The sequence below is a fragment of the Cupriavidus sp. 22TCCZM04-2 genome, from assembly GCF_057798895.1.
The window spans coordinates 1896-16512 of record NZ_JBYOJS010000039.1 but is presented as its reverse complement, the minus strand read 5'-3'; the positions used below and the strand labels follow the sequence as shown (position 1 = coordinate 16512).

Here is a 14617-nt window from a genome sequence, read left to right as displayed (position 1 = left end):
CGCGAATGGGGCTGGCAAAGGGAAACTCCCGGCGCCAGCCTTTTTGCGCTTGTGCGAGTGTGTTTGATTGGCCACTCGCGGCAGCCCAATGTGATGAAAAAGGTGTGTGAGGCGGGTTAAAAGCCCGATGTCTCAGCAGACGCCAAACATCAGTGGCAAACTACCGTGTTGCTGCTGATGTTTGTCTTCTGAACCGACTGCAGAAGACAAGTTTGGTCGGGTGTCCCCCGGGCGAGTGCAGGCTTTGCGCTAATGCATTGACCACACCGCCCGCAGCGTGCGGACACCGTCAGCCAGAGGTTGGTAGCGGCCAACCGCCAAATCCCCTCCCAGTCGCTGAACACCTCAGGCGCGGCCAGGTCCAGCTGCCCTGCGATGATTCGGAGATCCCATGGCGTACAGCTTCACCGAAAAGAAGCGCATTCGCAAATCCTTTGCGAAGCGCGCGACGGTTCATCAGGTTCCATTCCTGCTTGCAACCCAGATTGAATCCTACACCCAGTTCTTGCAAGCGGAAACGCCGACCGCGCGTCGCAAGACCGAAGGCCTGCAGGCCGCTTTCAACGCGATTTTCCCGATTGCCTCCCATAACGGGCTTGCCCGTATGGAGTTTGTCTCGTATCACCTGTCCAATCCGCCGTTCGACGTCAAGGAATGCCAGCAGCGTGGCCTGACGTTCCATTCGGCCCTGCGCGCCAAGGTTCGCCTGATCATCAACGATCGCGAGAACCCGGGCAAGGTGAAGGAAGTGAAGGAGCAGGAAGTCTACATGGGCGAGATTCCGCTCATGACTTCCACCGGTTCGTTTGTGATCAACGGCACCGAGCGTGTCATCGTGTCGCAGCTGCACCGCTCGCCGGGCGTGTTCTTCGAGCACGACAAGGGCAAGACCCACAGCTCGGGCAAGCTGCTGTTCTCGGCACGTATCATTCCCTACCGCGGTTCGTGGCTGGACTTCGAGTTCGACCCGAAGGACATCCTGTACTTCCGCGTCGACCGCCGCCGCAAGATGCCGGTGACGATCCTGCTGAAGTCGATCGGCCTGACGCCGGAGCAGATCCTGGCGCACTTCTTCGTGTTCGACAACTTCACGCTGCAGTCGGAAGGTGCGCAGCTCGAGTTCGTGCCCGAGCGCCTGCGCGGTGAAGTCGCGCGCTTTGACATCGCCGACAAGAACGGCCGTGTCGTGGTCGAGAAGGACAAGCGGATCAACGCCAAGCATATCCGTGACCTGGATTCGGCTGGCACCAAGCTGATCAGCGTGCCCGAAGACTACCTGGTGGGCCGCGTGCTGGCGAAGAACATCATCGACCCGGATACCGGCGAGGTGATTGCCAACGCCAACGACGAGCTGACCGAGACCGTCCTCGAAAACCTGCGTGAAGCCGGCGTCAAGCAGATCCAGACGCTGTACACCAACGACCTGGACCAGGGCCCGTACATGTCGCAGACCCTGCGCGTGGACGAGACCGCCGACCAGACCGCTGCGCGTATCGCGATCTACCGCATGATGCGCCCCGGCGAGCCGCCGACCGAAGACGCCGTGGAAGCGCTGTTCCAGCGCCTGTTCTACAGCGAAGAGTCGTATGACCTGTCGCGCGTTGGCCGCATGAAGGTCAACAGCCGTCTGTCGCGCCCGACCGGCGAGGGCAGCATGGTGCTGCAGGACGAGGACATCCTCGAGACCATCAAGATCCTGGTCAACCTGCGCAACGGCAAGGGCGAGGTCGATGACATCGACCACCTGGGGAATCGTCGCGTGCGCTGCGTCGGCGAACTGGCCGAGAACCAGTTCCGTGCCGGCCTGTCGCGCGTGGAGCGCGCCGTCAAGGAACGTCTGGGCCAGGCCGAGACCGAGAACCTGATGCCGCACGACCTGATCAACTCGAAGCCGATTTCGTCGGCGATCCGCGAGTTCTTCGGTTCGTCGCAGCTGTCGCAGTTCATGGACCAGACCAATCCGCTGTCGGAAATCACCCACAAGCGCCGTGTTTCGGCTCTTGGCCCGGGCGGTCTGACGCGCGAGCGCGCCGGCTTTGAAGTCCGCGACGTGCACCCGACCCACTACGGCCGCGTGTGTCCGATCGAAACGCCGGAAGGCCCGAACATTGGCCTGATCAACTCGCTGGCACTGTATGCCCGCCTGAACGAGTACGGCTTCCTGGAAACCCCGTACCGCAAGGTCGAGAACAGCAAGCTGACCGACCAGGTCGACTACCTGTCGGCGATCGAGGAAGGCAAGTACGTGGTGGCCCAGGCCAATGCGACCGTCGACGCCGAAGGCAACCTGACCGACGAACTGGTGTCGGCGCGTGAAGGCTCCGAGCGTGAAACCCGTATGGTGACGCCGGACCGCGTGCAGTACATCGACGTGGCGCCGTCGCAGATCGTGTCGGCCGCTGCGTCGCTGGTGCCGTTCCTGGAACACGATGACGCGAACCGTGCACTGATGGGCGCGAACATGCAGCGTCAGGCCGTGCCTTGCCTGCGTCCGGACAAGCCGCTGGTCGGTACCGGCATTGAGCGCACCGTTGCGGTCGACTCGGGCACCGCCGTGCAGGCGATGCGCGGCGGCGTGGTCGACTATGTCGACGCGATGCGTATCGTGATCCGCGTGAACGACGACGAAGCCGTGGCCGGTGAAGTCGGCGTGGACATCTACAACCTGATCAAGTACACGCGTTCGAACCAGAACACGAACATCAACCAGCGTCCGATGGTCAAGGTGGGCGACCACGTGGCCCGCGGCGACGTCGTGGCCGATGGCGCCTCGACCGACCTGGGCGAGCTCGCGCTCGGCCAGAACATGCTGGTCGCGTTCATGCCCTGGAACGGCTACAACTTCGAGGATTCGATCCTGATCTCGGAGCGCGTGGTGGCCGAAGACCGCTACACCTCGATCCACATTGAGGAACTGTCGGTCGTTGCCCGCGACACCAAGCTCGGACCGGAAGAAATCACGCGCGACATCTCGAACCTGGCCGAAGCCCAGCTGGCTCGCCTGGACGAGTCGGGCATCACCTACATCGGCGCCGAAGTCGAAGCCGGCGACGTGCTGGTGGGCAAGGTCACGCCGAAGGGCGAGACCCAGCTGACGCCGGAAGAGAAGCTGCTGCGCGCGATCTTCGGCGAGAAGGCTTCGGATGTGAAGGACACCTCGCTGCGCGTGCCGTCGGGCATGAGCGGCATCGTGATCGACGTCCAGGTCTTCACCCGCGAAGGCGTGACCCGTGACAAGCGTGCCCAGTCGATCATCGACGACGAACTGAAGCGCTACCGCCTGGACCTGAACGACCAGCTGCGTATCGTGGAAGGCGACGCGTTCCAGCGTCTGGAGCGTCTGCTCGTCGACAAGACCGTCAATGGCGGTCCGAAGAAGCTGGCCAAGGGCGCGAAGCTGACCAAGGAATACCTGGCGGAAATCGACAAGTACCACTGGTTCGACATCCGTCCGGCCGACGAGGAAGTGGCTGCCCAGCTGGAAGCCGTCAAGGAAGCCATCGAGCAGAAGCGCCACGAGTTCGACCTGGCCTTCGAAGAGAAGCGCAAGAAGCTCACGCAGGGCGACGAACTGCCGCCGGGCGTGATCAAGATGGTCAAGGTTTACCTGGCCGTCAAGCGCCGCCTGCAGCCTGGCGACAAGATGGCAGGCCGTCACGGCAACAAGGGCGTCGTGTCCAAGATCACGCCGATCGAAGACATGCCCTACATGGCCGACGGTACGCCTGCCGACATCGTGCTGAACCCGCTGGGCGTGCCTTCGCGGATGAACGTGGGTCAGATTCTCGAGACCCACCTGGGCTGGGCTGCGCGCGGTCTGGGCGAACGCATCGGCAACATGCTCAAGGCGCAAGCCAAGGCAGCCGAACTGCGCAAGCTGCTCACGCAGATCTACAACGAGAGCGGCAAGGTCGAAGACCTCGACAGCCTGTCGGACTCGGAAGTCCTGGAACTGGCCGAGAACCTGAAGAAGGGCGTGCCGTTCGCGACGCCGGTGTTCGATGGTGCGCATGAGGATGAAATCCGCCGCATGCTGGACCTCGCTTATCCGGAAGAGATCGCGAAGGAGAAGGGCCTGACCGCTTCCAAGCAACAGGTCACGCTGTTCGACGGCCGCACCGGTGAGGCGTTCGAGCGTCCGGTTACGCTGGGTGTGATGCACATGCTGAAGCTGCACCACCTGGTCGACGACAAGATGCACGCGCGTTCGACCGGCCCGTACTCGCTCGTCACGCAGCAGCCGCTGGGTGGTAAGGCGCAGTTCGGTGGCCAGCGTTTCGGTGAGATGGAAGTGTGGGCGCTGGAAGCCTACGGCGCATCGTACGTGCTGCAGGAAATGCTGACCGTCAAGTCCGATGACGTGAACGGCCGTACCAAGGTGTACGAAAACATCGTCAAGGGCGAGCACTCGATCGATGCCGGCATGCCGGAATCGTTCAACGTGCTGGTGAAGGAAATCCGCTCGCTGGGTATCGACATCGACCTCGATCGCTACTGATCGAGACGATCGGGCGCCGGCCACGGCGGGCGCCCACCAGCGCAGGATTTCCCACAGGATTGAATGCCGCTGCACCGGACAGACTCCGGGGCGGCGGCGAAACAAGGAGTTGCAATGAAAGCATTGCTCGATCTCTTTAAGCAGGTACAGCAGGAAGAGCAGTTCGACGCGATCAAGATCGGCCTGGCATCGCCCGACAAGATCCGTTCGTGGTCGTATGGCGAAGTAAAGAAGCCGGAAACGATCAACTACCGTACGTTCAAGCCGGAACGCGACGGCCTGTTCTGCGCCAAGATCTTTGGACCGATCAAGGACTACGAGTGCCTGTGCGGCAAGTACAAGCGCCTGAAGCACCGCGGCGTCATCTGCGAGAAGTGCGGCGTTGAAGTGACGCTGGCCAAGGTGCGCCGCGAGCGCATGGGCCACATCGAACTGGCCGCGCCGACCGCGCACATCTGGTTCCTGAAGTCGCTGCCGTCGCGTCTGGGCATGGTCCTGGACATGACGCTGCGCGATATCGAGCGCGTGCTGTACTTCGAGGCATTCGTGGTGCTCGAACCCGGCATGACTCCGCTCAAGAAGAGCCAGATCATGTCGGAAGACGACTACCTGGCGAAGTGCGACGAGTACGGCGAGGGCGAGTTCGTCGCCATGATGGGTGCCGAGGGCATCCGTGAATTGCTGCGCGGCATCGACATCGAGAAGCAGATCGAACAGATCCGCGCCGAACTGCAGGCCACCGGCTCCGAAGCCAAGATCAAGAAGTTCGCCAAGCGCCTGAAGGTGCTCGAGGCCTTCCAGCGTTCGGGCATCAAGCCCGAGTGGATGATCCTCGAAGTGCTGCCGGTGCTCCCGCCCGAGCTGCGCCCGCTGGTGCCGCTGGACGGCGGCCGCTTCGCGACCTCGGACCTGAACGACCTGTATCGCCGCGTCATCAACCGTAACAACCGCCTGAAGCGCCTGCTGGAACTGAAGGCGCCCGAGATCATCGTGCGCAACGAAAAGCGCATGCTGCAGGAAGCGGTTGACTCGCTGCTGGACAACGGCCGTCGCGGCAAGGCGATGACCGGCGCCAACAAGCGTCCCCTGAAGTCCCTGGCCGAAATGATCAAGGGCAAGGGCGGCCGTTTCCGTCAGAACCTGCTGGGCAAGCGCGTCGACTACTCGGGCCGTTCGGTCATCGTGGTGGGCCCGACGCTCAAGCTGCACCAGTGCGGCCTGCCCAAGCTGATGGCGCTCGAGCTGTTCAAGCCGTTCATCTTCCACAAGCTGGAAACGATGGGCATCGCCACCACCATCAAGGCGGCGAAGAAGGAAGTGGAAAGCCAGACGCCGGTGGTGTGGGACATCCTCGAAGAGGTGATCCGCGAGCACCCGGTGATGCTGAACCGCGCGCCGACGCTGCACCGCCTGGGCATTCAGGCGTTCGAGCCGGTGCTGATCGAAGGCAAGGCCATCCAGCTGCACCCGCTGGTCTGCGCAGCGTTCAACGCTGACTTCGACGGTGACCAGATGGCTGTTCACGTCCCGCTGTCGCTGGAAGCGCAGATGGAAGCCCGCACGCTGATGCTGGCCTCCAACAACGTGCTGTTCCCGGCCAACGGCGACCCGTCGATCGTGCCGTCGCAAGACGTGGTGCTGGGTCTGTACTACACGACCCGCGACAAGATCAACGGCAAGGGCGAAGGCATGACCTTCGCCGACATCAGCGAAGTGATCCGCGCCTACGAGAACAAGGAAGTCGAACTGGCTTCCCGCGTGAACGTGCGTATCACCGAGTATGAGCTGGTCGACAAGGACGCCGAAGGCGACGCGCGTTTCGCACCGAAGATCACGCTGCAGGCGACCACGGTTGGCCGCTCGATCCTGTCCGAGATCCTGCCGAAGGGCCTGCCGTTCTCGGTGCTGAACAAGCCGCTGAAGAAGAAGGAAATCTCGCGCCTGATCAACACCGCGTTCCGCAAGTGCGGCCTGCGCGAGACCGTGATCTTCGCCGACAAGCTGCTGCAGTCGGGCTTCCGCCTGGCGACGCGCGCCGGTATCTCGATCGCGATCGACGACATGCTGGTGCCGCCGCTGAAGGAGAAGATCATCTCCGAGGCCTCGGCCAAGGTGAAGGAATACGACAAGCAGTACATGTCGGGTCTGGTGACGGACCAGGAGCGTTACAACAACGTCGTGGACATCTGGGGCGCCGCCGGCGACCAGGTGGGCAAGGCGATGATGGAGCAGCTCCAGCACGAAGACGTGGTCGACCGCAACGGCAACACCGTCAAGCAAGAGTCGTTCAACTCCATCTACATGATGGCCGACTCGGGCGCACGGGGTTCCGCAGCGCAGATCCGCCAGCTGGCCGGTATGCGTGGCCTGATGGCAAAGCCGGATGGCTCGATCATTGAAACGCCGATTACGGCGAACTTCCGTGAAGGCCTGAACGTTCTGCAGTACTTCATCTCGACCCACGGCGCCCGTAAGGGCCTGGCCGATACGGCACTGAAGACCGCGAACTCGGGTTACCTGACCCGTCGTCTGGTCGACGTGACGCAGGACCTGGTCGTGGTGGAAGACGATTGCGGCACCTCCAACGGCGTGGCCATGAAGGCCCTGGTCGAAGGCGGTGAAGTGATCGAAGCCCTGCGCGACCGAATTCTGGGTCGTGTGACAGTGGCCGACGTGGTGAACCCTGAAACCCAGGAGACCGCGATCGAGACCGGCACGCTGCTGGACGAAGACCTGGTCGACCTGATCGACGCGATCGGCGTGGATGAAGTCAAGGTGCGCACGCCGCTGTCGTGCGATACGCGCTACGGCCTGTGCGCCAAGTGCTATGGCCGTGACCTCGGCCGCGGCGTGATGGTGAACTCCGGCGAAGCGGTGGGCGTGATTGCCGCCCAGTCGATCGGTGAGCCGGGCACGCAGCTGACCATGCGTACGTTCCACATCGGTGGTGCGGCATCGCGTGCGGCCGTGGCATCGAGCGTGGAAGCGAAGGCAACCGGTACCGTGCGTTTCACGGCGACCATGCGCTATGTCACCAATGCGAAGGGCGAGCTGATCGTCATCTCGCGTTCGGGCGAAGCGCTGATCACCGACGACCACGGCCGCGAGCGCGAGCGCCACAAGATCCCGTACGGCGCCACGCTGCTGGTGCAGGACGGCCAGGCCATCAAGGCTGGCACGCAGCTGGCTACCTGGGATGCACTGACTCGACCGATCGTTTCGGAATACACCGGCACGACCAAGTTCGAGAACGTGGAAGAAGGCGTGACCGTCGCCAAGCAGATGGACGAAGTCACCGGCCTGTCGACCCTCGTGGTGATCGACGCCAAGCGCCGCACGGCTGCCACCAAGGGCATTCGCCCGCAGGTGAAACTGCTCGACGCGAACGGCCAGGAAGTGAAGATCCCGGGCACGGACCACTCCGTGACCATCGGCTTCCAGGTTGGCGCGCTGATTACCGTGAAGGACGGCCAGCAGGTTCACGTCGGTGAAGTGCTCGCACGTATCCCGACCGAATCGCAGAAGACCCGTGACATTACCGGTGGTCTGCCGCGTGTGGCCGAACTGTTCGAAGCGCGTTCGCCGAAGGACGCCGCCGTGCTGGCGGAAGTCACCGGCACGACCTCGTTCGGCAAGGACACGAAGGGCAAGCAGCGCCTGGTCATCACCGACCTGGACGGCAATGCCCACGAGTTCCTGATCGCGAAGGAAAAGCAGGTGCTGGTGCACGACGGCCAGGTGGTGAACAAGGGCGAAATGATCGTGGAAGGTCCGGCGGATCCGCACGACATCCTGCGCCTGAAGGGCATCGAAGAGCTGGCGCACTACATCGTCGACGAAGTCCAGGACGTGTACCGTCTGCAGGGCGTGAAGATCAACGACAAGCACATCGAGGTGATCGTTCGCCAGATGCTGCGTCGTGTTCAGGTCGCTGACGTGGGCGACACCAAGTTCATCCCGGGTGAACAGGTGGAGCGTTCGGAGCTGCTCGACGAGAACGATCGCGTGATCGCCGAAGGCAAGCGTCCGGCGACCTACGAGAACCTGCTGCTGGGTATTACCAAGGCGTCGCTGTCGACCGACAGCTTCATCTCGGCGGCATCGTTCCAGGAAACCACGCGCGTGCTGACCGAAGCCGCGATCATGGGCAAGACCGACGACCTGCGTGGTCTGAAGGAAAACGTGATCGTTGGCCGTCTGATCCCGGCCGGTACCGGCCTGGCCTACCACCGTGCCCGCAAGGCACGCGAATCGGCCGAACGCGAACGCGCCCAGGCGATCTCCGAAGAAGAGCAGTCGCTCTTCATCGAGCCGCCGCCGGTGGTGCAGGCGACGGAGGGTGAAGGCGACAACGCCTGATCCATGCAGTAGCGCTCCGCCGCCAAGGCGGACCAGAAGCCCGGCTGATCCAGCCGGGCTTTTTTTTCGTCTGGGATATCGCCCCTACGGCCGGTGCTTGCCGGCAGCCTTGTATTGCAGTGCTGACATGGCAGTAAGAAACCTCCGACAGTTGGTCCTGCAAGGGCGGTGCGCCGCGTTCTTAGTGTATGGTTACGGCTTTTCCGGCTACCGCTATTCCGTTGTCCATGTCGCAAGCACTGGCGATCCTCAAGGATGTCTTCGGCTACCACGCCTTCCGCGGACGCCAGGGCGAAATCATCGATCACGTCGCGTCGGGTGGCGATTGCCTCGTCCTGATGCCGACCGGCGGCGGCAAGTCGCTTTGCTACCAGATCCCGGCGCTGCTACGGCAACGCGCCGGCCAGGGCGTCGGTATCGTGGTGTCGCCGCTGATCGCGCTGATGCAGGACCAGGTTGCCGCGCTGACCGAAGCCGGGGTGCGTGCCTCCGCACTCAATTCCACGCTGACCGGGTCAGAGGCTTCCGCGCTCGAGCGCGACCTGCTGGCAGGCCGCCTCGAAGTTCTCTACGTCGCGCCGGAACGTCTCATGACGCCGCGCTTTCTCGATCTGCTTGAACGCACGCGTGTCGGTCTGTTCGCGATCGACGAGGCGCACTGCGTGTCGCAGTGGGGCCATGATTTCCGGCCCGAATACATCCAGCTGTCGGTGCTGCACGAGCGTTTCCCGCACGTGCCGCGCATCGCACTGACCGCCACGGCGGACGCGGTAACGCGCGACGAGATCATCGAGCGCCTGGCGCTGGATGACGCGCGAGTCTTCGTCTCCAGCTTCGACCGCCCGAATATCCGCTACCGGATCGTCGAGAAGGACAATGCCCGGCAGCAGTTGCTGGCCTTCATCAAGGCCGAGCACACCGCCGCAGATGGCACGCATGACAGCGGCATCGTCTATTGCCTGTCGCGCAAGAAGGTGGAGGACACTGCCGAGTGGCTGCAGGGGCATGGCATCAATGCGCTGCCGTATCACGCCGGCATGGAGGCAGCCACGCGACAGCGCCACCAGGCGCGCTTTCGCGAAGAGGAAGGCCTGGTGATGGTCGCTACGATCGCCTTCGGCATGGGCATCGACAAGCCTGACGTACGCTTCGTCGCTCACCTGGACCTGCCCAAGAGCATGGAGGGCTACTACCAGGAGACCGGCCGCGCCGGCCGTGATGGTCTGCCGGCCAATGCCTGGATGGCCTACGGTCTCGGCGACGTGGTGCAGCAGAAGCGCATGATCGACGAATCCGAGGCCGACGACGCCTTCAAGCGCGTGTCATCGTCGAAGCTCGATGCGTTGCTGGGATTGTGCGAGACGGCGGGCTGCCGGCGTGTGCGCATCCTGGCCTACTTCGACGAGGCCAGCGAACCTTGCGGCAACTGCGATACCTGTCTGGAGCCGCCCGCCACCTGGGACGGCACGCGCGAAGCGCAGATGGCGCTGTCCTGCGTCTACCGCACGGCGCAGGCCAGCCGGCTGCATTTCGGCGCTACCCACCTGATCGATGTGCTGCGTGGCAATGCCTCGGAAAAGATCAGGCAGTGGGGCCACGACAAGGTCTCGACCTTCGGCATCGGCAAGGACCGCACCGTCCACGAATGGCACACCGTCTTTCGCCAGCTGATTGCCCAGGGTTTGCTCGTGATCGACCATGGCGGCCACGGCGCGCTGCTGCTGGGCGAGGGCGCGCGCGAAGTGCTCAAGGGTGGGCGGCAGATCATCCTGCGCCGGCAGGCGACGAAACCCGGCAAGTCCGGGGAGCGTGCCGCACGTGGCGCCCGCACCGACCATACCGCCGACATGGACGCCGGCACGCTGGCCAACTGGGAAGCCCTGCGCCGCTGGCGCACCGATGCTGCGCGCGAGCATGGCGTGCCGGCCTACGTCATCTTCCACGACGCCACGCTGGCCGAACTGGCCCGCACCGCGCCGGATTCCCTGTCGGCCATGGAGGGCATTCCCGGGATTGGTGCATCGAAGCTCGAACGCTACGGCCAGGCCATCGTCGATACGCTGAACCGCGTTTAGGCGCGTCGGACAGCATCGGGTATACGGCTTGACCGTATACGATTCCGCTGCTACCATGCCAGATTCGAGTTTTTGGCTTTGGATTTCGCTCGCCCGTCGGCTATGTGGACTTTGATCCGCTGCCCGGCAAGCCTTCCGGATCGCTTCGGCAGTCCGGCGGCGGCAGATGCGGGATCCGGGTGCCGGCTCGCGCTCTTTGGAATGCTGTTACCGCACAGTCCCCTCCCTTGAGCGCCCGCTCACCTCTCCCGCCCAAAACCCGTAGTTGCCTCTTTCCCGGTTCTGCCGGGCGTAAGAGGTGTTTTTCGTAAAACCAAGCTGGATTGAACAATGCCAACTATCAACCAACTGGTTCGCAAGCCGCGCGTCTCTGAAGTCATCAAGAGCAAGAGCCCGGCACTTGAGAACTGCCCGCAGCGTCGCGGCGTGTGCACCCGCGTGTACACCACGACGCCGAAGAAGCCGAACTCGGCACTGCGTAAGGTCGCCAAGGTGCGCCTGACCAACGGTTTCGAAGTTATTTCGTACATCGGCGGTGAAGGCCACAACCTGCAGGAACACTCGGTCGTGCTGATCCGCGGCGGTCGTGTGAAGGACTTGCCGGGTGTGCGTTACCACATCGTCCGTGGCTCGCTGGACCTGCAAGGCGTGAAGGACCGCAAGCAGGCCCGTTCGAAGTACGGTGCGAAGCGTCCGAAGGCTGCCTAAGCTTTTATCGCAAGCAACAAGCGACAGTCGGTGGCAAGTGTCACGGAACTGTCAAAAGGCGGCGGTACAACGGAGCGTTTTTGTGCGCCGTGCCGTCGAGTAAGTGGTCACCCGGCGAATTTGCTGTTCATGCATGCAAGCTAGTTGGTGGCCGGAGAGCGGAGACAACAAACCGCGCTCTCAACTGAATCTAAAGGAAAGAAGATGCCACGTCGTCGTGAAGTCCCCAAGCGGGACGTTCTGCCTGATCCGAAGTTCGGTAACGTTGAAGTTGCCAAGTTCATGAACGTGCTGATGCTGGACGGCAAGAAGTCGGTTGCCGAACGTATCGTGTACGGCGCGTTCGACCAGATCGAAAAGAAGGCAGGCAAGGCCCCCATCGAAGTGTTCTCCGTTGCGATCAACAACGTGAAGCCGGTGGTGGAAGTGAAGAGCCGTCGCGTGGGCGGCGCCAACTATCAGGTTCCGGTCGAAGTCCGTCCGTCGCGTCGTTTGGCATTGGCGATGCGTTGGCTGCGCGAGGCCGCGAAGAAACGCAGCGAGAAGTCGATGGCGCTGCGCCTGGCAGGTGAGCTGCTGGAAGCATCGGAAGGCCGTGGCGGCGCGATGAAGAAGCGCGACGAAGTGCACCGCATGGCCGAAGCCAACAAGGCGTTCTCGCACTTCCGCTTCTAAGGCGCGCGAAAACACTGTTGGTTGCCGGGCGGGCTGTGTTTTTACACATCTCGCCCGTTTGTGTTAAGGGCGCGCGGCATGAGATGCCGGCGCCTCACGAACGAATAGAGGATTAAAGTGGCTCGTAAGACTCCTATTGAGCGCTACCGCAATATCGGTATTTCCGCTCACATTGACGCGGGTAAAACCACCACGACCGAACGTATCCTGTTCTACACCGGTGTGAACCACAAGATCGGTGAAGTGCACGACGGCGCGGCCACCATGGACTGGATGGAGCAGGAGCAGGAGCGTGGCATCACGATCACCTCGGCTGCGACGACTGCCTTCTGGAAGGGCATGGCGGGTAACTACCCGGAGCACCGCTTCAACATCATCGACACCCCGGGACACGTGGACTTCACCATCGAGGTGGAGCGTTCCATGCGCGTGCTGGACGGTGCCTGCATGGTGTACTGCGCCGTGGGTGGTGTGCAGCCCCAGTCGGAAACCGTGTGGCGCCAGGCCAACAAGTACAAGGTGCCGCGTCTGGCGTTCGTCAACAAGATGGACCGTACCGGCGCGAACTTCTTCAAGGTCTACGACCAGCTGAAGACCCGCCTGAAGGCCAACCCGGTGCCCGTCGTGGTGCCGATCGGCGCTGAAGACGGCTTCCAGGGCGTTGTCGATCTGCTGGAAATGAAGGCGATCGTCTGGGACGAAGCCAGCCAGGGCGTGAAGTTCGAATACCAGGACATCCCGGCCGAACTGCAGGACACCGCTGCCGAATGGCGCGAGAAGATGGTCGAGTCCGCCGCCGAAGCCAGCGAAGAGCTGATGGAAAAGTACCTGGGCGGCGAAGAGCTGACCCGCGCCGAGATCGTCAAGGCGCTGCGTGACCGTACCATCGCCTGCGAAATCCAGCCGATGCTGTGCGGCACCGCGTTCAAGAACAAGGGCGTGCAGCGTATGCTGGACGCCGTGATCGACTTCCTGCCGTCGCCGGTCGACATTCCGCCGGTTACGGGTACGGACGAAGACGACAGCGAGAAGAAGCTCGAGCGCAAGGCTGACGACACCGAAAAGTTCTCGGCACTGGCGTTCAAGATCATGACCGACCCGTTCGTGGGCCAGCTGATCTTCTTCCGCGTCTACTCGGGCAAGATCAACTCGGGCGACACCGTCTACAACCCGGTCAAGGGCAAGAAGGAACGCCTGGGCCGTATTCTGCAGATGCACGCCAACCAGCGCGAAGAAATCAAGGAAGTGCTGGCCGGCGACATCGCCGCTGCAGTGGGTTTGAAGGACGCCACCACGGGCGACACGCTGTGCGATCCGGCTGCACCGATCGTGCTCGAGCGCATGGTGTTCCCGGAGCCGGTGATCTCGCAGGCTGTCGAGCCGAAGACCAAGGCTGACCAGGAAAAGATGGGCATCGCCCTGAACCGCCTGGCCGCCGAAGATCCGTCGTTCCGCGTGCGTACCGATGAAGAATCGGGCCAGACCATCATTTCGGGCATGGGCGAGCTCCACCTCGAAATTCTGGTCGACCGCATGAAGCGCGAATTCGGCGTGGAAGCCAACATCGGCGCGCCGCAAGTGGCCTACCGCGAAACCATTCGCAAGACGGCCGAAGGCGTCGAAGGCAAGTTCGTCAAGCAGTCGGGCGGCCGCGGCCAGTACGGTCACGCTGTCATCACGCTGGAACCGCAAGAGCCGGGCAAGGGCTTCGAGTTCATCGACGCCATCAAGGGCGGTGTGATTCCTCGCGAATACATCCCGGCAGTCGAAAAGGGTATCGTCGACACGCTGCCGAACGGCATCCTGGCTGGCTTCCCGGTGGTGGACGTGAAGGTCACGCTGACGTTTGGTTCGTACCACGACGTGGACTCGAACGAAAACGCGTTCCGCATGGCCGGCTCGATGGCTTTCAAGGAAGCCATGCGCAAGGCCAGCCCGGTTCTGCTCGAGCCGATGATGGCCGTGGAAGTGGAAACGCCGGAAGACTACACCGGTACCGTGATGGGCGACCTGTCGTCCCGCCGCGGCATCGTGCAGGGCATGGACGACATGGTGGGCGGCGGCAAGATCATCAAGGCCGAAGTCCCGCTGTCGGAAATGTTCGGTTATTCCACGTCGCTGCGCTCGGCCACGCAAGGCCGCGCCACGTACACGATGGAATTCAAGCACTACGCTGAAGCACCGAAGAACATCGCCGAAGCCGTGATGACGGCCAAGGGCAAGTAATTGGAAGTTCGCCGCCGCGCCAGCCGGTGCGGCGGCGCGATGAAACAACAAGATTGCATTCCTATCAGGAGCTGAA

General features: G+C 62.7%; 6 protein-coding genes. All 6 read left to right on the top strand.

Annotated features, from left to right (window positions below):
- The first annotated feature begins 391 nt into the window (after positions 1 to 391).
- A complete protein-coding gene (gene rpoB, locus AC3FKG_RS29415; protein WP_483709654.1) occupies positions 392 to 4498 on the top strand; it encodes a DNA-directed RNA polymerase subunit beta in 4107 nt (1368 codons plus the stop codon).
- A gap of 114 nt (positions 4499 to 4612) precedes the next feature.
- Positions 4613 to 8857 carry a DNA-directed RNA polymerase subunit beta' gene (gene rpoC / locus AC3FKG_RS29410; RefSeq protein ID WP_483709653.1) on the top strand — a complete coding sequence of 1415 codons (4245 nt, stop codon included), beginning with the start codon at positions 4613 to 4615 and terminating at the stop codon, positions 8855 to 8857.
- A 227-nt stretch (positions 8858 to 9084) separates the two neighbouring features.
- On the top strand, positions 9085 to 10932 hold the full coding sequence (gene recQ / locus AC3FKG_RS29405) for a DNA helicase RecQ (protein WP_488744365.1): 1848 nt from the start codon (positions 9085 to 9087) through the stop codon (positions 10930 to 10932).
- 330 nt (positions 10933 to 11262) lie between these two features.
- Entirely contained in the window at positions 11263 to 11640 is a 378-nt protein-coding gene (gene rpsL, locus AC3FKG_RS29400) for a 30S ribosomal protein S12 (protein ID WP_006576501.1), read from the top strand.
- A gap of 204 nt (positions 11641 to 11844) precedes the next feature.
- Positions 11845 to 12315, top strand: a complete 471-nt coding sequence (rpsG, locus tag AC3FKG_RS29395; protein ID WP_010810459.1) for a 30S ribosomal protein S7 — start codon at positions 11845 to 11847, stop codon at positions 12313 to 12315.
- Between the two features lie 117 nt (positions 12316 to 12432).
- Positions 12433 to 14541 carry an elongation factor G gene (fusA, locus tag AC3FKG_RS29390; protein WP_483709650.1) on the top strand — a complete coding sequence of 703 codons (2109 nt, stop codon included), beginning with the start codon at positions 12433 to 12435 and terminating at the stop codon, positions 14539 to 14541.
- Positions 14542 to 14617: the final 76 nt, after the last annotated feature.